This window comes from Variovorax sp. GW822-FHT04E09 (genome assembly GCF_058800845.1).
Genome location: NZ_JBXAMR010000001.1, coordinates 79,048 through 95,938, shown reverse-complemented (window position 1 = coordinate 95,938; position 16,891 = coordinate 79,048). Strand labels below are relative to the sequence as shown.

General features: G+C 67.6%; 14 protein-coding genes and 1 tRNA gene. 6 read left to right on the top strand and 9 right to left on the bottom strand.

The window, feature by feature from the left end:
- Positions 1-61 precede the first annotated feature (61 nt).
- From AC1RL8_RS00430 to cysS, 6 genes are all read right to left on the bottom strand, one after another.
- Positions 62-154, bottom strand: a tRNA-Ser gene (locus tag AC1RL8_RS00430).
- Between the two features lie 27 nt (positions 155-181).
- Positions 182-1,450 (bottom strand): aspartate kinase, encoded by a 1,269-nt coding sequence (locus AC1RL8_RS00425; protein WP_062480939.1) that lies wholly within the window; start codon positions 1,448-1,450, stop codon positions 182-184.
- Between the two features lie 55 nt (positions 1,451-1,505).
- A complete protein-coding gene (gene tilS, locus AC1RL8_RS00420) occupies positions 1,506-2,483 on the bottom strand; it encodes a tRNA lysidine(34) synthetase TilS (protein ID WP_492685496.1) in 978 nt (325 codons plus the stop codon).
- 20 nt (positions 2,484-2,503) lie between these two features.
- Positions 2,504-3,484, bottom strand: coding sequence for an acetyl-CoA carboxylase carboxyltransferase subunit alpha (locus tag AC1RL8_RS00415; protein ID WP_056582036.1), 981 nt, complete (start codon positions 3,482-3,484; stop codon positions 2,504-2,506).
- Between the two features lie 157 nt (positions 3,485-3,641).
- Positions 3,642-4,313: a DNA-3-methyladenine glycosylase family protein gene (locus AC1RL8_RS00410; protein WP_095947831.1), complete on the bottom strand. Its 672-nt coding sequence runs from the start codon at positions 4,311-4,313 to the stop codon at positions 3,642-3,644.
- Positions 4,310-5,686 carry a cysteine--tRNA ligase gene (cysS, locus tag AC1RL8_RS00405; protein ID WP_095947832.1) on the bottom strand — a complete coding sequence of 459 codons (1,377 nt, stop codon included), beginning with the start codon at positions 5,684-5,686 and terminating at the stop codon, positions 4,310-4,312. Before cysS ends, AC1RL8_RS00410 begins: the two co-directional genes overlap by 4 nt.
- Before the next feature lie 196 nt (positions 5,687-5,882).
- On the opposite strand from cysS, the gene AC1RL8_RS00400 reads away from it, so the two are divergent.
- The 6 genes from AC1RL8_RS00400 (at position 5,883) to AC1RL8_RS00375 (ending at position 9,841) form a co-directional block, all read left to right on the top strand.
- A complete protein-coding gene (locus AC1RL8_RS00400) occupies positions 5,883-6,473 on the top strand; it encodes a tetratricopeptide repeat protein (protein WP_492685495.1) in 591 nt (196 codons plus the stop codon).
- A 97-nt stretch (positions 6,474-6,570) separates the two neighbouring features.
- On the top strand, positions 6,571-7,167 hold the full coding sequence (locus AC1RL8_RS00395) for a peptidylprolyl isomerase (RefSeq protein ID WP_492685494.1): 597 nt from the start codon (positions 6,571-6,573) through the stop codon (positions 7,165-7,167).
- A gap of 27 nt (positions 7,168-7,194) precedes the next feature.
- Positions 7,195-7,707, top strand: coding sequence for a peptidylprolyl isomerase (locus tag AC1RL8_RS00390; RefSeq protein ID WP_070060416.1), 513 nt, complete (start codon positions 7,195-7,197; stop codon positions 7,705-7,707).
- Positions 7,708-7,732: 25 nt separating this feature from the next.
- Positions 7,733-8,509, top strand: coding sequence for a UDP-2,3-diacylglucosamine diphosphatase (locus tag AC1RL8_RS00385; protein ID WP_492685493.1), 777 nt, complete (start codon positions 7,733-7,735; stop codon positions 8,507-8,509).
- 15 nt (positions 8,510-8,524) lie between these two features.
- Entirely contained in the window at positions 8,525-9,316 is a 792-nt protein-coding gene (locus AC1RL8_RS00380; RefSeq protein WP_492685492.1) for a M90 family metallopeptidase, read from the top strand.
- A 231-nt stretch (positions 9,317-9,547) separates the two neighbouring features.
- The gene (locus AC1RL8_RS00375) at positions 9,548-9,841 is read left to right on the top strand and encodes a GYD domain-containing protein (protein ID WP_095745032.1); all 294 of its coding nucleotides are present in this window, start codon (positions 9,548-9,550) and stop codon (positions 9,839-9,841) included.
- A 73-nt stretch (positions 9,842-9,914) separates the two neighbouring features.
- On the opposite strand, the gene AC1RL8_RS00370 is transcribed toward AC1RL8_RS00375, so the two are convergent.
- From AC1RL8_RS00370 to AC1RL8_RS00360, 3 genes are read right to left on the bottom strand one after another with little or no spacing between them, the layout of a single operon-like run.
- Positions 9,915-12,755: a DUF349 domain-containing protein gene (locus AC1RL8_RS00370; RefSeq protein ID WP_492685491.1), complete on the bottom strand. Its 2,841-nt coding sequence runs from the start codon at positions 12,753-12,755 to the stop codon at positions 9,915-9,917.
- Positions 12,752-12,934, bottom strand: a complete 183-nt coding sequence (locus AC1RL8_RS00365) for a hypothetical protein (RefSeq protein WP_139705488.1) — start codon at positions 12,932-12,934, stop codon at positions 12,752-12,754. The genes AC1RL8_RS00370 and AC1RL8_RS00365 overlap by 4 nt, the downstream gene beginning before the upstream one ends.
- 10 nt (positions 12,935-12,944) lie before the next feature.
- Complete coding sequence (locus tag AC1RL8_RS00360; RefSeq protein WP_492685490.1) at positions 12,945-16,766, bottom strand: DUF748 domain-containing protein; 3,822 nt, start codon at positions 16,764-16,766, stop codon at positions 12,945-12,947.
- Positions 16,767-16,891 lie beyond the last annotated feature (125 nt).

Genomic DNA, 16,891 nt, shown 5'->3' with positions numbered 1-16,891 from the left:
CCCGACTGGCGGGGCTCTTTTGGGCTGTTTGATCACTGCAAGGTGATCAGGAAGCCAATCCTGGCGGAACCGGAGGGATTCGAACCCTCGATGAGGCTCTACACCCCATACTCCCTTAGCAGGGGAGCACCTTCGGCCACTCGGTCACAGTTCCTGAAAGCAACCGCAATTATGCCATTACTTAAGCGCTCGGTTGGTCCAGATCGAACGCTTTATGCAGTGCGCGCACTGCCAATTCCATATATTTTTCGTCGATCACGACCGAGGTCTTGATTTCGCTGGTCGAGATCATCTGGATGTTGATGCCCTCTTCGCTCAACACACGGAACATCTTGCTCGCAACACCCACGTGGCTGCGCATGCCGATGCCCACGATGCTGACCTTGCAGATCTTGGTGTCGCCCACGATTTCGGTGGCGCCCAGCGAAGGCATCACCTTCGACTCGAGCAGTTCGACCGTGCGCGCGAACTCGTTGCGATGCACGGTGAAGCTGAAGTCGGTCTTGCCGTCCTTGCTGAGGTTCTGGATGATCACGTCGACTTCGATGTTGGCGTCAGCCACTGCACCGAGGATGTGGTACGCGATGCCCGGCTTGTCGGGCACGCCGAGCACCGAGATCTTGGCTTCGTCGCGATTGAATGCGATGCCGGATACGACGGCTTGTTCCATGTTTTCGTCTTCCTCGAAAGTGATCAGCGTGCCGGACTTGGCCTCTTCATTGATGTCGATGTCCCATGCGGTGAAGCTCGAAAGCACACGCAGCGGCACCTTGTACTTGCCGGCGAATTCCACCGAGCGGATTTGCAGCACCTTGGAGCCCAGGCTGGCCATCTCGAGCATCTCTTCGAAGCTCACGGTGGTCAGGCGGCGCGCGTCGGGCTCGACGCGCGGGTCGGTGGTGTAGACGCCGTCGACGTCGGTGTAGATCAGGCACTCGCTGGCCTTCATGGCCGCCGCGATGGCCACCGCCGAGGTGTCGCTGCCGCCACGGCCCAGCGTGGTGATGTTGCCTTCGTCGTCCACGCCCTGGAAGCCGGTGATGACCACCACGCGACCGGCTGCGAGGTCGGCGCGCACCTTGGCGTCGTCGATGCTCTCGATGCGGGCCTTGGTGTACGAGTTGTCGGTGCGCACCGACACCTGCCAGCCCGCGTAGCTCACCGACTCCACGCCTTCGGCCTGCAGCGCCATGGCCAGCAATGCCGACGATGCCTGTTCGCCGGTGGAGGCGAGCATGTCGAGTTCGCGGTGATAGGCCACGCCGGGTTTGCCCGGGGAGAGCTCCTTGGCAAGACCGAGCAGGCGGTTGGTTTCGCCGCTCATGGCGCTGGGCACCACGATCATCTGGTGACCCGCACGCGCCCATTTGGCGACGCGCTTGGCGACATTGCGGATGCGCTCGGTCGAGCCCATCGACGTGCCGCCGTATTTGTGAACGATCAATGCCATGGATGAAATCAGAGAAAGATAAAGGGCCGCCTGGAAAGCGGCGCCCTGCAAGCCGTCAGAGCGAAGTCTTCAGCGAGGGCGGGGCATTGTACCAATGCAGCCGCTCTCCCCTGCGCTCGGCGAAGCCCGCGCCCACCTTGAGGTGGATGCGGTGACCGCGCGTGGTGCAGGCGCGGACCTGGTCCAGCAGCTGGTCGAGCTGCGCCGCGCTCGGTGCGCAGCCGTGCGACTGCATGAGCCAGTGGCGCAGCACGTTGGCCTGCCGCGCGCGGGACAGCGCCTGCAGCGGCCGGATCTGCGGCGGCTCGCCCACCAAGGCGAGGTCTTGCGCCGCCAGTTCGCTCAGCAGCTGCTGGGCCTGCGCCGCGTGGCCGATGCTGCGCGCAAAGGTGGCGCGAAACTGGGGAAAAGCTTCTGCCAATGCAGGCAGCAGCACGGCGCGGATGCGGTTGCGGGTGTAGCGCGCGTCGGCGTTGCTCGGGTCTTCGATCCACGGCAACTGCTGCTGCGCCAACCAGTTGCGGATGTCGGCCGTCGGCACTGCGAGCAGCGGCCGATGAATGTTCAATCCGTCGCGCACCGCATGCGCCGGCATCGCGGCCAGGCCCGGCAGGCCGGCACCGCGGGACAGCGCCAGCAGCAGCGTCTCGACCTGGTCATCGGCATGGTGCCCCAGCGCGATGGACGACACTGCGGGCCGCGCGCCGTCGGCCCGTGCCATGGCCGCATACGCGTCATAACGTGCGCGCCGCGCTGCATCCTCGGGGCTGTCGCCCGGCGCATGCCGCGCATCGACGCGGTGCGTCATCAACGGCACACCGAGCCGCTCGCAGACCTGCGTGCACTGCCGCTCGAAGTCGTCGGCCGCCGCCTGCAGCCCGTGATGCACATGAAAGGCGATCACCTGCCCCGGCCATCGCGCCGCGCAGGCCGCGAGCAAGGCGGTCGAATCCGCACCGCCGCTGAAGCCGACGGCCAGCGGCAGGCTCGCCGGTTCGAACGCGGCCATGGCGCGTTCGAAGGCTTCGCTCATGATGGAAAAGGGAAAGCCGCTCAGCGGCTGTTGTCGGCCTTGGTGTCGTTGAACCGGCCGTAGCTCTGCAGGCGCTCGTAGCGGCGGTCCAGCAGTTCCTTCGTCTTCAGGTCGCTGACCTGGCGGAAGGCGTCGTTGAGCGCGCGCTTGAGGAACGCGGCCATCTGGCGATGGTCGCGGTGCGCGCCGCCGACGGGTTCGTTGACGATCTTGTCGACCAGGCCCAGCGCCTTCAGGCGGTGCGCCGTGATGCCCAGGGCATCTGCGGCTTCCTGCGCCTTGTCGCTGGTCTTCCAGAGAATGGACGCGCAGCCTTCGGGGCTGATCACCGAGTAGATCGAGTACTGCAGCATCACGAGCTGGTCGCCGACCGAAATGGCCAGCGCGCCGCCCGAACCGCCTTCACCGATGATGGTGACGATGATGGGTACCTCGAGCTGCGCCATCTCGAAAATATTGCGGCCGATGGCTTCCGACTGGCCGCGCTCTTCGGCGTCGATGCCGGGGTAGGCGCCGGGCGTATCGACGAAGGTGAACACCGGCAGCTTGAATTTCTCGGCCGTCTTCATGAGACGCAGCGCCTTGCGGTAACCCTCGGGCTTGCTCATGCCGAAGTTGCGCGCGGTGCGCTCCTTCGTGTCGCGACCCTTCTGGTGACCGAGCACCATGCAGGGCACGCCGTTGAAGCGTGCAAGGCCACCGACGATCGACAGGTCGTCCGAGAAATGGCGGTCGCCATGCAGCTCGACGAAGTCCGTGAAGATTTCGTTGACGTAGTCGAGCGTGTACGGGCGCTCCGGATGCCGTGCGATCTTGGTGATCTGCCAGGGCGTCAGGTCGCTGTAGATGTCTTTGGTGAGTTGCTGGCTTTTCTTGCCGAGCTGATCGATTTCTTCCGAGATGTCGACCGCCGATTCGGTCTGTACATAACGCAGTTCTTCGATCTTTGTTTCGAGTTCAGCAATGGGCTGCTCGAAGTCGAGGAAGGTTCGTTTCGCCAACGTCTTCTCCTGTTTATTTCATCAATTGACCGGCCATCCGGCTCTTTTGCATTTATTCCAGAAACACCGAGGAACCGGCTTTGCCGGGCCTGCGGTGTTGCCCCCTCGAAGGGGGTTGGCGAAGCGACACGAAGTGCGCGAAGCCTGGGGGTGATCCTTAGTAAACGACCGGCACGGGGTCCAGCGATCGCCAAATATACCAAGTCGCCACGCTGCAATACGGCGCCCAGGCCACGGCGACATCGCGGGCATCGCTGCGGCTGACCGGGTCGCCCGAAAAATAGTTCACGCTGATGCCGTTGAGCAGGCCCTGGTCGTCGACCGGCAGCACATTCGGGCGCATCAGGTGGAAGATGAGGAACATCTCGGCAGTCCAGCGGCTGATGCCGCGGATCGCCACGAGCTCCTCGATGATGAGCTCGTCCGACATGTCTTTCCAGCGATCGACGTGCACGGTGCCCGAATCGAAATTCAGGGCCAGGTCGACCAGGTATTCGATCTTGCGCGCCGACAGCCCGGCGCCGCGCATGTCGTCGACCTTGAGCTTGAGCACGTTGGCCGGCGTGAGCTTGCGCGGCAGCGCCGCGAACTTGTCCCAGGTCGACTGCGCGGCCTTCACCGAGATCTGCTGGCCCACGATGCTGCGCGCCAGCGTGGTGAAGGCGTCGCCGCGCGACTCGAGGCAGGCCTCGCCGAACTTCGGAATGAGCCGCTTCATCACGCGGTCTTTCTTGGCCAGGTGCTTGCAGGCTTCCTCCCAATAGTCCGGCGTGTAGATGCGCACGCTGGTCTGCTGGGTGGCGGGTACGGGGTTCGTCGTTCCGTTCACTGTGCAGCCGCCCAGGTCGTTCCCGTGGGCGAATCCTTGAGCACGATGCCCTGCTCGAGGAGTTCCTGGCGAATGCGATCGGCCTCGGCGAAATTCTTCGCCGCCTTGGCCGCCGCGCGTGCATCGATCTTCGACTGGATGGTGGCTTCGTCGAGCGTGGTGCCCGCCTGCAGGAACGCCTTCGGATCGCCTTGCAGCAAGCCCAGCGTGCCAGCCAGCGCCTTGAGCAGGCCCGCGGTGTCGGCGGACTTGGTGCGGTTGACCTCGCCGGCCAGCTCGAACAGCACGGCGATGGCTTCGGGCGTGCCGAAGTCTTCGTCCATCGCCGCCTTGAAACGCGCCGCGTGGGGCTGCGTCCAGTCGATGGCCACGGTCGCGGGTGCGACCAGGTCGAGCGCGGTGTACAGGCGCTTGAGCGAGTTGCGCGCGTCGTCGAGGTGCGCATCGCTGTAGTTGAGCGCGCTGCGGTAATGCGTGCGCACGAGGAAGAAACGCAGGCTCTCGGCGTCGTACTTCTGCAGCACTTCGCGGATGGTGAAGAAGTTGCCCAGGCTCTTGGACATCTTCTCGTTGTCCACGCGCACGAAGCCGTTGTGCACCCAGAAACGCGATAGCGGCTTGCCATTGGCGCCTTCGCTCTGCGCGATTTCGTTCTCGTGGTGCGGGAACTGCAGGTCGGCGCCGCCGCCATGGATGTCGAAAGTCTCGCCGAGCGTGGCGCAGCTCATGGCCGAGCACTCGATGTGCCAGCCCGGACGGCCGGTGCCGAAGGGGCTGTCCCACTTGGCGTCGTCGGGCTCGGTCGGCTTGGCGGACTTCCAGAGCACGAAGTCGAGCGGGTCCTGCTTGCCGTCGAGCACCGCGACGCGTTCGCCTGCATGCAGTTCGTCGAGCGACTTGCCAGAGAGCTTGCCGTAGCCGGGGAACTTGCGCACGGCGTAGTTCACGTCGCCGTTGTCCGAGCGGTAGGCCAGGCCCTTGCGTTCCAGCGTCTCGATGATGCCGAGCATCTGCGGCACGTATTCGGTGGCGCGCGGCTCGATGGTCGGCGGCTCGATGCGCAGCGCGCCGATGTCCTCGTGCATGGCCGCGATCACCTCGTCGGTCAGCGCGCGGATGGTGATGCCGCGCTGGACCGCGCGGGCGATGATCTTGTCGTCGATGTCGGTGATGTTGCGCACGTAGGTCACGGCATAGCCGCTGGCGCGCAGCCAGCGCTGCACCACGTCGAACGCCATCATCATGCGGGCGTGGCCGATGTGGCACAGGTCATAGACGGTCATGCCGCACACGTACATGCGAACCTGTCCAGGTTGCAGGGGGGAGAAATCCTCCAATTCACGCGACAGCGTGTTGTAGATGCGCAGACTCATGGGACTCGGAAAGCGTTGATTCGCGCACGTGCGGTACGGGCGAGCAACGGTGTATTTCAGGGGTGACGGGGGGCGTGGCTACGAGGGGTTCGACGTGGCCCCTCGGCTACAATGCGACGCAGTATAAACGGCTGCCGCCGCGCAGCATCCGGGTGTTCTCCAGGCCCCCGCTCCCCCCCAATCCTGCCGAGGCTTCATGAAGCACGCCGCGTTCTCCAGACTCCCCATCGCCTTTGCACTGCTCTTCGGTCTGTGGGGCTTCGCCGCGCACGCCAACGACTACGACGACGTCAACCTCCTGCTGCGCCAGGGCAAGTCCGCCGAGGCGCTGGCCAAGGCCGACACCTACATCGCCGGCAAGCCGCGCGACCCGCAGATGCGCTTCCTGCGCGGCGTGATCCTCACCGAGCAGAACAAGACCGCCGACGCGATCACCGCGTTCACGCAGCTCACGCAGGACTTTCCGGAACTGCCCGAGCCCTACAACAACCTCGCGGCCCTGTACGCGTCGCAGAGCAAGTTCGACCAGGCCCGCGCCGCGCTCGAAACCGCGCTCAAGCTCAGCCCCAACTACGCCACCGCGCACGAGAACCTCGGCGACGTGTACGCGCGCCTGGCGGCCCAGGAATACCAGCGTGCCCAGCAGTTCGTCACCACCAATGCGAGCGTCGCGCCCAAGCTCGCGCTGATCCGCCAGATCTTCACGCCCAAGGCCGCGGCCGATGCGGCCGTGCTGCCGGCCGCGCCGCCCGAAGTGCGCAAGCCCGTGGGCCGCACGACCAAGTAACAGCCTCTTGCAATCCGGCGGTGCGCACACAGTTGCCTCCCAACCTGCGCCATCGCAGGCCCACCGCCCTCCCCTCCACCCGCACACGGAGCCTCATTTGACGACCTCTGCACTTTCCCGTTTCAGCCGCCGCGGCGCCCTCGCACTGGCCGCGGCCCTGGCCTTCGGCGCCGCCGCCGGCGCGCACGCCCAGCAGGCCGCCCCGCGCGTCAAGCTCGCCACCTCGGCGGGCGACATCGTGGTCGAACTCGATGCGGCCAAGGCTCCCAAGACGGTCGAAAACTTCCTGCAGTACGTCAAGGACAAGCACTACGACGGCACGGTGTTCCACCGCGTCATCGACGGCTTCATGATCCAGGGCGGCGGCTTCACGGCCGACCTGCAGCAAAAGCCCACGCGCCCGCCGATCCCGCTCGAGGCCAACAACGGCCTGAAGAACGACAAGTACACGATCGCGATGGCCCGCACCGGCAACCCCAATTCGGCCACCTCGCAGTTCTTCATCAACGTGAAGAACAACGATTCGCTCAACGCGCCCAACCCCGACGGCTACGGCTACACCGTGTTCGGCAAGGTCGTCGCCGGCACCGACGTGGTCGACAAGATCCGCGCCGTGCAGACCGGCAACCAGGGCGGCATGCAGAACGTGCCCGTCGAAACCCTCACCATCAAGTCCGCCACGCTGGCGAAGTAATCCCGTTTCCGAAGAAGGAGCTAACTCATGAGCAACCCCCAAGTCGAACTGCACATCAAGAACTACGGCGTCATCACGCTCGAACTCGACGGCGTGAAGGCACCGAAGTCGACCGCCAACTTCATCGAGTACGTGAAGAAGGGCCACTACGACAACACGGTGTTCCACCGCGTGATCCCCGGCTTCATGGTGCAAGGCGGCGGTTTCGAGCCCGGCATGAAGCAAAAGCCCACCGGCGCCGAGATCGAGAACGAAGCCAACAACGGCCTCAAGAACGCCAACTACACCGTGGCGATGGCCCGCACCAGCGCACCGCACTCAGCCACCGCCCAGTTCTTCATCAACGTGGCCGACAACGGCTTCCTGAACCACACCGCCCCCTCGGCACAGGGCTGGGGCTACGCGGTGTTCGGCAAGGTCACCGGCGGCACCGATGTCGTCGACAAGATCAAGGCCGTGAAGACGGGCCGCAAGGGCTTCCATGACGACGTGCCCCTCGAGGACGTCGTGATCGAAAAGGCAGTCGTCACTGTCGAGTGATGCACCTCAGGCACGGCGCAGCGGCATGACCCCGGTGGCGAACCCGGCTTTCTCCGAGCTGGTGGCGCCGCCCGCGTGGCGCACCGTCGACCTGATTTCCGACCTGCACCTGCAGGCCAGCGAGCTGGCCACCTTCGAGGCCTGGCAGGGCTACCTGCAGACCACGCCGGCCGATGCGCTGGTCATCCTCGGCGACCTGTTCGAGGTGTGGGTGGGCGACGATGCCGCCGCCCAGCCCGGCTTCGAGGCGCAGTGCGCCGAGCTGCTGCAGCGCACCGCGCAGCGCCTGCCGGTGTTCTTCATGCACGGCAACCGCGACTTCCTCGTCGGCAAGGCCTTTGCCGCGCAATGCGGCCTGACGCTGCTCGACGACCCCACGGTGCTGGTGCTGCACGGCGAACGCTGGCTGCTGAGCCATGGCGACGCGCTCTGTCTCGAAGACACGGACTACCTCCAGTTTCGCGCTCAGGTGCGCACGCCCGAATGGCAGGCCGCGTTCCTCGCACGCCCGCTGGAAGAGCGCCGCGCCCTCGCCCGCGCCATCCGCGCACAGAGCGAAGACCGCAAGCGCGATCCCTCGACCCTCTGGGCCGACGTGGACGCCGACGCTGCCCGCCAATGGCTGCAGCACGCGGGCGCCAGCGCGCTGATCCACGGCCACACCCACCGCCCCGCCGTCCACGACCTGGGCCACGGCCTGCGTCGCATCGTGCTGAGCGACTGGGACGCCGCAGCCCATCCGGCGCGCGCGCAACTGCTGTGCCTGTCGGCCGCCGGCGCACAGCGCGTCGACCTGCGCTAAGCACACCGAACGCCGATGTTCAAGTGGCTGCGCCGGCTGCGCACCCTGCCCCCGATTCCCGACGCCGCCTGGCGCACCACGCTCACGCGCTACGCCTTCCTGGGCGCGTTGCCGCCTGCACAGCAGCAACAGCTGCGCACGCTGGCGGCCGAGTTCCTGCGGGACAAGGAATTCCATGGCACGCAGGGCTTCGTCATCACCGACGAGGTGGCGCTGGCCATCGCGGCGCAGGCCGTGCTGCCGGTGTTGCATCTGAAGGACGGGCTCGACTGGTACGACGATTTCGTCGGCATCGTGGTGCACCCGTCCGAGGTGGTGGCGCCGCGCAAGGTCGTCGATGACGCGCTGGTCGTGCACGAGTACGAAGAGGTCGTCGCCGGCGAGGCGATGGACCAGGGCCCCGTGATGCTCAGCTGGCAGGACGTGCTCGCGAGCAGCGTCAGCAGCGAGGGCGGCTACAACGTCGTGATCCACGAGTTCGCCCACAAGATCGATATGCGCAACGGCATCGCCGACGGCTGCCCGCCGCTGCCGGCCGGCTTCATGGGCCGGCGCAGCGCGCGCGAGGCGCGTGCGGCCTGGATGGCGGTGCTGCAGCCGGCCTACGACGACTTCCGCGAGAAGACCATCCTTGCCGAACGCTTCGGTGCCGAGCCGCCCTGGCTCGACGATTACGGCGCAACCTCGATCAGCGAGTTCTTCGCGGTGGCCTGCGAGGCCTACTTCGTGAACCGGCCGAACTTCGCGCGGGACTTCCCGGCGGTGCTGGTTCTCTTCGATGCGTTCTTTCGGCCTGCGCAGGCCTGACCGCCCCTCACATCTGGTTTCCTTGCTTGCGCGCGCGATCGCGGTCCGCATACCTCGTCCTGAGTAGGCGCGGATCGGGAGCGCCTTGCCTTTGCAGGCCCCCGGCGTAGCATCGCTGCGGCCATCGCCCTCCACAGCGTCGCTGCGCGCCTGATGACCTGGAGCGTCGCCATCGGGGGCGGCGTTGCTTCATGTGATTCGCCCCCGCGGATAACAACACAGGAGCAGAAAATGGTGACCTATATCGGCATGCTGAGCTTCACGGACAAGGGCATCCAGAGCGTCAAGGAAACCACCAAACGCGCTGCCGCCGCCAAGGAAACCGCCCAGAAGCTCGGCGTCAACATGCGCGAGATCTTCTGGACCATGGGCGACTGCGATGTGGTCTGCGTGCTGGAGTCCGAGGACGAGCAGGCGCTCTGTGCATTCAGTCTGGCCATCGCCATGCAGGGCAATGTGCGCACGCGCTCCCTGCGCGCCTATACCGCCGGGGAAATGGACAAGATCCTGGCCAAATTGCCTTGAGCCGGGACGGGTCGACACGCATGAAAAAGCCCGCACGCGGCGGGCTTCTTTCTCGTGAGCGCGCGCGGGCGCCTTACTTGCGCAGCAAGGCCTTCAGCGCGTTCTGCAGACGGCGTGCGGTGGCGGCGTCATGCGCGGCGGCGAGCACCTTGCCGGCGTCCTGACCCCAGGTCTGGGCCGGCGTCGGATCGCCGCGCTTCGTCAGCAGCTTGAGCTGCAGCGCGCGGCGTGCATCGAGTTGCTCGGCGGGCGTCGGCACTTCGGCGGCCATCTCCAGGCGCAACAGCGCTTCGGCAGCATCGCTCGCGGCGGCCGTCGGTGCGGCACCCACGGCTTGCGACCATTGTGTGCGCACGGCCGGCGTCACGGCACGACCCAGTTCCTGCACGCTCGGCAGGCGCGCGGCATCGCGCTGCTCCCAGGCGCCGAGCACCTGCGTGAGCGCTTCGCCGTGGGCCTGCGCGGCCAGCTTGCGCAGCGCCATGTCGGCACGCTCGAGCGCTTCGCGCTGGGCGCGGAAGGCGGCATCGCCCAGACGCGGGCCGCGGTCTTCGCGCGGCGGACGGTCGCCGAAACGGCCACCGCCCGGCGCGCCGCGATCGCCACCACGGGCATCGGGACGCGGGCCGCCACGGTCGTTCGGGCGGCCGGGGCCGCCGGCACCGGGACGGCCACCGTCGCGGCGATCACCGAAGCGACCCGTGCCGCGAGCAGCCGGTGCGGCTTCGGCCTTCTTGCTGCTCGGCCGGTCGTCGCCACGCATGGCGACCACGGGCTTGGGTGCGGGCTTCGGCGGCGCGGCCGGTGCGACGCTTGCGGCTTCACCTGCTTCGTGCGCGGCGCTATCGCTGCGGGCCGAAGCATCGGCGCCGTCTGCGGGAGCGACCAGGTCGGGCGCGTCGGCCACTGCTGCCGCGGGTGCGGACGGCGTGGCTTCGGCATCGCTCGAACCCGGCGTCTGCTCGGCGCTTTCGCCGAACTCGGCAGCAGCCTGGCCGGGAGCTTCGACACCGGTCGCGCCGACCGAGGGGCCGTCGCTCGTGGTGGCGGGTGCCGGCGCGGGCACTTCACCGCGCAGTGCGGCTTCGAGGCCGGCGATGGCGGCGCGGATCTTCTGTGCGTCGCCGCCGGCATTGGCCGCGTCGAGCGCCTTGGAGGCCTCGAGCACATGGCGGTCGTGCTCGCTCATGGCGGCCGACGCCTTTTCGCGCTCGACCGTCTTGCGGTTGAAGGCTTCGTCGATGGGGGCGCGGAACGCGTCCCACAGCTTCTGTTCGTGGCGGCGATCGAGCGGCACGCTCTGCGCCTCGTGCTGCCAGCGCTGCTGCAGCGCCTTCACGGCGTCGATGCGCAGCATCGGCTGGGCGCCCAGCTCGGTGGCTTCGGCGATCATGGCCTGGCGACGTTCGACGCTGGCCTTCTGAGCGGTTTCGAACGGGGCACGGGCGGCACCGAAGGCTTCATTCCACAGCGGTTGCAGCTCGGCGAACACCTTCTCGCCCACGTGGCCGGCATCGCGCCAGCGGTCGGCGAACTGGTGCAGCGCGCGGTTGTGCGCCTTCAGGTCGGTGGCGCCGGCATGGGCGGCAGCCCAGGCCTTGACCTCTTCGATGAGCGCGACGCGCAGGGCGCGGTGTTCGGCGGCATCGGCGCGCACCTTCTCGAGCCAGGCCTCGACGACCTTGTGGGCTTCGTTGCAGGCTTCGTCGAAACGCTTCCACAGCGCGTGGTTCGGCACGCCGCCCTGGTCGGCCTGCTTCCACTGGTCGCGCAGGGCGCGCAGGGTTTCCTGCATCTTGCGGCCACCAAGGGCCTGGCCTTCGGGGCGCTTGAGCAGGCCTTCGGCCTTGGCGACGAGGTCTTCGCGCACCTTGTCGGCGCTCCAGCGCTGCCAGCCTTCGAGTTCGCCGGCGGCGACCAGTGCGGCATGCACGCGGGCTTCGAGCGGCGCGTCGACCAGCTTGCCGTGTTCCTTGAGCACGGCGCGCAGCGCAGCGGCGGCGCCGGCACTGGCCTTGCCGTGGCCTTCGGCGGTTTCCTGTTCGAGCTTGGCGAGGGCGGCCTGCACGGCGTCTTGCGCCGCGGCGCGCACGGCCGGGTCGACCTTGGGTGCGGCGGGACGGGCAGGTGCGGCAGCCTTGGGAGCCACCACCTCGCCGCGTGCGGCGCGCAGTTCGTCGGCCCAGACGGGCACCGGGGGCAAAGGCGCGGCAGCATCGGCGGCCGCAGCCACGGCATGCGCCAGCGCGCCGTGGAACGAATCGGACACCACGAGCAGCTGCGACTTGGAGGCTTCGAGCTGGGGCGCGAACTTGGCGTCGAGGCTGTTCCAGTTGGCGTCGGCCACGATGTCGGCGGCCTGCTGCTGCCAGTGGGTCACGTCGGCGCGCAGCGATTCCTCGGCGGCCTGGGCGTCCTTCCAGCCCTTGGTGGACAGCACTTCGAAGCGCTGGGCCAGCAGGACAGCGGCTTCGCGGTGGACCTGCGCGCGGTGCTGCAGGTCTTCGATGCCCTTGACGCGCTCGGCCAGCTGGGCCTTCAGCCCGGCCAGCGGTTCGCGCGACAGCGGTGCGCCGGCCTTGGCGGCGTCACGCTGCCAGGCCAGTGCGTCGGCGATGTTGAGCTTGGACTGCGCCAGCAGCGTTTCGGCCTTCTGCGCCCATTCGGCGGCGATGGCTTCCTGGCCCTTGGCGCGTTTGATTTCGTCGAGCTTTTCGCGCAGCAGGCGCGCGGCGCCCTTGTCGCGGCCGCTCAACTCCTTGAAGACCTCTTGCATCTGCTCGGACGAAGGGTTGCCCGCGAGCCAGTCGCGGATGCGCGCGGCGCGCTCGCCCGAGGTCGGCGCGGTGAAGGCGCCGCCGGTGAGCGTGTCGAGGGCCTGGAGGTCGTGTGGCTTGGAAGAAGTAGAGGTCACTGCGCGAAATCGTTGTCTTGGTAGAGAAAGCGAAGGCGCCGGCAAAGGCCGGCGCACATCGACATTTTCACCCAGTTGGCGAACAGCCCGCCGAATTCCGTGTCGGAACTGCGGCGCGCACCGTTCAGCGGGCTGAAAAGGGCCCGCAGGATATATGGCAAGGCGAGGCGAAAAGCCAAGCCCCGCCGGCTATTTCATGGTCAGGCTCAGCTCGGCGCCGGGCTTCCAGTCGCTGCCGCTGGCCGTGGTGCGCACGGCCCCCAGGAACAGGCGTTCGCTCGGCAGCTTCTGCGCCAGCAGGTAGTCGCGCACCACGGCGCCGCGCTCGACGGCGAGCTGGCGCATCGATTCCTCGTCGACCGGCACGCTGGCCAGCAACAGGTTTTCCATTTCCTTCACCGGCAGGTCCTTGGCCAGGCCGACCATGTTGCGCGGCTTGGTGATGTCGGAGCGCTTGTAGACGGCCGTGAGCAGCTCCGGGTATTCGGCATCGGTCACCGGCGCCACCTCGGTGCCGGTCTGGCCGCCGCGCACCGCGACGCGGCGCTTCTCGGCCTGGGTCAGCTGGCGCAGGCGCTGGCGCTGGTAGGCGTCGCGCTCCTTCTCGAGGCTGGAGGTACCCACCACCGTCATCTGCAGCGTCGGCCGCTCGGTCAGGGCCTTCACGACCTTGTCCAGGCTTTCCTTGGCGCCGCTGCTCAGCGTGGAACTGCCGGGCTCGAAGGTGATGGCGCTCGAGTCGCCGCTGCCGCCACCGCCCAGGCCGCCGGTCAGCAGGCTGAACGGCGCGGTCACGGCCTTGACGATCAGGTTGACCACCGCCTTGAAGATCAGCGGGCCGATGCTGAACTGCGGGTCGTTGAGCGAGCCGCGCAGCGGCAGGTCGACGTCGATCACGCCGTTGCGGTCGGCCAGCAAGGTCACGGCCAGGCGCACGGGCAGGCTGTTGGGCGCGCCAGCCACCTCGTCGCCGAACTTCAGCTGGTTGAGCACCAGCTTGTTGGTGGCGGTGAGCTGGCCGTCGGGCGCGATCTTGTAGTTGACGTCCATGCTCATCTTGCCGCGCTCGATGCCGTGGCCCGCGTAGCGCACCGAGTACGGCGACAGCGGCGCGAGGTCGAGGTCGCGCATCTTGGCCGTGATGTCGAGTTCGAGCGGCTTGGCCAGCGGATTGAGCTTGCCGGTGATTTCCAGCGCCGCGGTCTGCTGCGCCTTGCCGCGCAACTCGAGGTCGGCCAGCGCCGGTCGACCGCCCTGCCCGTTCGGCGGGTTCGACGAGAAGGAGCTGAGCTTGCCGGTCAGCTCGCTCAGGTCGGCCGAGTAGTTGGGCTTGACGAACAGGTCGGTGAAGTCGATCTTGCCGTTGACCAGGCTCATCGGACCGAAGTTGATGACCGGCGCCGGGCCGCTGTCGGCCGCCGGCGCGGCAGCCACGACGGGTGCGGACGCAGCCGGCGCAGGCTCGGGCGCGCCGCCGACCATGGCTTCGGCCGACACTGGCGCACCGCCCGAAGCCCGCTGTGGCGCCGAGGCGGCTGGCGCGCGGGTCGTGGTGGTCGTGCCACCCGGGCCCTTTTTGGTGCTGGCTTCGGCGGCGGTGGCCGCGGCGGCCTTCGAGGCTTCCTCGCCCTTCTTGGTCAGGCTCAGCAGGTTCAGGCGGCCGGTGGGGTCGACGATCACGCGGGCGAAGAAGTCGGTCAGCGTGGTTTCGCGCACGTCCACCGTCGGGGCCGCGTTGGGTGCGAGGCTGACCTGCAGGCCGCGCAGGCTCAGGGTCTTCCAGCTCAGCAGCTGGCTGTTGTTGCGGTCGAAGCCCGGCGACTGGGTCAGCGAGACACTGTTGGCGCGGAAGTCGTCCAGCGCGGTGTCGCCGGCCAGCTTCAGGCTCATGCCGGCCGGCGCGCTCGCGTAGCGCACCGTGCCGCGGTAGTTCGCGAAGGCGCGGCGGATGTCGACATTGAGCGCGTCGGCGTAGTAGGCCTTGAAGGCATGCGCCGGGAACGACGCCACCTCGAGCCGCCCTTCGGCCGCCAGCGGCTTGAGCACGATGTTGCCCTTGTAGTCGAAGCGCCCCGGGTCCGCGCGGCGGCCCGCGCCGATGCGGCCCGACACCTGCAGCGGCGAGACGGTGTTGGTGTCGGGTGCGATCTTCTGGGCCAGCAGCTTGAAGGCCGTGACCTCGATCGCCACCGGCGCCGAGCCGGCCTTGTCCGCATAGGACAGGCTGCCGTTGTCGACCGCCAGCGTGCCCAGCGTCAGCGCCCAGGGCTTGGTGTTGGCGCTGTTGGGACGCGCTGCGCCGGCGTCGGCCGGCTTGGGCGCCGCCACCTTGGCGCCGCCGGCCGGGGTCTTCAGCCAGCGCTCGAACATCCAGCGCTTCTCGTTGTCGCGCTCGACGCTCACCTTGGGGTTGGTCGCGGTGAACGACGCGATGTTCAAGGTGTGCCTGGTCATGTCGACCTCGGCGTCGACCAGCTCGAAGCGCCCGACGCTGGCCAGCGCGGTCTTGGCCTGGGTCAGCGCCAGGCCGTCGGCGGCCAGGCGGCGCGCCTTGAACTTCAGATCGGGCTGGGCCCAGGACACGTCGATCTGGCCGCTGAGCTTGCCGTCGAGCGTGGGCTCCAGGCTCTGCGCCAGGTACGGCGCAGCCAGCGACAGCGGCAGCGCCTCGACCTCGGTCTGCACGTCGGCGACCTTGTCGGTGGCGTTGCCCTTGAACTTCAGCGTGGCGCCCGCGACGGCAGTGCTGCCGTCGAACTGCGCGGGCTTTTCCATGGGCCAGGTGACGGCCGTGAGGTTGATGCCGAGGTCGGTGAGGTCGATGGCTGCAGCGGGCTTGACGGTTTCGTCGCGCCAGCCGACACGGCCGCCGTCGAGCGCGATCTTGTCGACCTGCACCTTGAGCTTGGGCTTCTCGGCGACCGGCTTGCCGCCCGGGGCGCTGGCCGCGGGCGCCGGCAGCGGCGCCGCCTTTTCGGCCGCGCCGGTCGCCGGGTCGGTGGCCATCAGGTTGAGCTGGCCGGCGGCGTCGCGCGCCACCACCAGCTGCGGCTTGGCCAGCGCGACCTCGCTCAGGTGAAACACCGACTCCAGCGGTCGCACGTCGGCCAGCGCCAGCTTGAGCGAGTCGAAGCCCAGCAGGTCGCGCCCGCGGGCGTCGCCCAGCTTGGCGCCATGGGCCTCGACCGTGCCGGTGAGCTTCAGGCCGATGGTGCTGGTCTGCTGGAAATCGATCTTCAGGTCGGCATCGAGGCTGCCGGCCTGCAGCTTCACCGGCAGGCCGCCGGGGATGTAGCCCAGGTACGGCACGAGGTCCAGCCCCTTGAACTGCACGTGGGCGTCGGTCTTGCGGCTTTGCGCGAACGGGGTCGTGAAGGCGGCCGAATCGAACTGGCTGCCGTTGAGCGCAAAGGCCAGCTTGGGCTCGGTCGTGATCTCGCGCTTGGAGGCGAGGTTGCTCAGGAACGGCACATCCAACATGAAGCCGCGCAGCTCATGCCGGCGCTTGACGGTCTGGTCGTCGAAGTCGACCGCACCATCCTTGATTGAGATGTTGTAGATCGCAAAGCGTGCGGGCTCGGCCTTCGGGTCAGGCGGCGGGCCCGAGGCCAGCTTGGCCAGGATGTCGTCGATGTCGTACTTGCCGTCGGCCAGGTGCGTGAGCAGCACCGCGGGTGCCTCGACCGTCACCGCGTCGATCACCGGCGCCAGGCGGAAGAGCGATTGCAATTCGGCGTCGGCATAGATGCGCTTGATGGCCACCTGCGGCTGCTTGCCGTCGGCGGTGGCGATGCGCAGGTCATTCAGTGCGAGCTCGAGCGTCCAGGGCTTGAAGTCGATCTTGCCGACGGTGACCTGCCGGCCCAGCTTTTCGCTCGCGATCTTCTGGAGCTGGCTCTTGGCGATCGGCGGCACCGCCAGCCACGCGATGGCCCACAGGGCCAACACCACCAGCAACGCGACGACCCCACGCCGCACCCATTTGTTCTGTTTGATCGAAGCAGCATCCATCCGCAGAAGTGTGCCGCAAACAGATGCCAACAAAGTCTGCCGAAACGTGAATGCGTTCCCTTTTGGCGAGGCGTTGTGATGCGAAGGCAATCACCGCCGGCATGGATAGGCCGAAAGTGCGCGCC

Excerpts from the sequence above, each read along its gene's own strand:
- tilS (WP_492685496.1), bottom strand. The coding sequence starts at position 2,483 with ATGAGCGAAGCCTTCGAACGCGCCATGGCCGCGTTCGAACCGGCGAGC.
- AC1RL8_RS00400 (WP_492685495.1), top strand. The coding sequence starts at position 5,883 with ATGAAGCACGCCGCGTTCTCCAGACTCCCCATCGCCTTTGCACTGCTC.
- AC1RL8_RS00385 (WP_492685493.1), top strand. The coding sequence starts at position 7,733 with ATGACCCCGGTGGCGAACCCGGCTTTCTCCGAGCTGGTGGCGCCGCCC.
- cysS (WP_095947832.1), bottom strand. The coding sequence starts at position 5,686 with ATGAGTCTGCGCATCTACAACACGCTGTCGCGTGAATTGGAGGATTTC.
- AC1RL8_RS00375 (WP_095745032.1), top strand. The coding sequence starts at position 9,548 with ATGGTGACCTATATCGGCATGCTGAGCTTCACGGACAAGGGCATCCAG.
- AC1RL8_RS00390 (WP_070060416.1), top strand. The coding sequence starts at position 7,195 with ATGAGCAACCCCCAAGTCGAACTGCACATCAAGAACTACGGCGTCATC.
- AC1RL8_RS00380 (WP_492685492.1), top strand. The coding sequence starts at position 8,525 with ATGTTCAAGTGGCTGCGCCGGCTGCGCACCCTGCCCCCGATTCCCGAC.
- AC1RL8_RS00425 (WP_062480939.1), bottom strand. The coding sequence starts at position 1,450 with ATGGCATTGATCGTTCACAAATACGGCGGCACGTCGATGGGCTCGACC.
- AC1RL8_RS00360 (WP_492685490.1), bottom strand. The coding sequence starts at position 16,766 with ATGGATGCTGCTTCGATCAAACAGAACAAATGGGTGCGGCGTGGGGTC.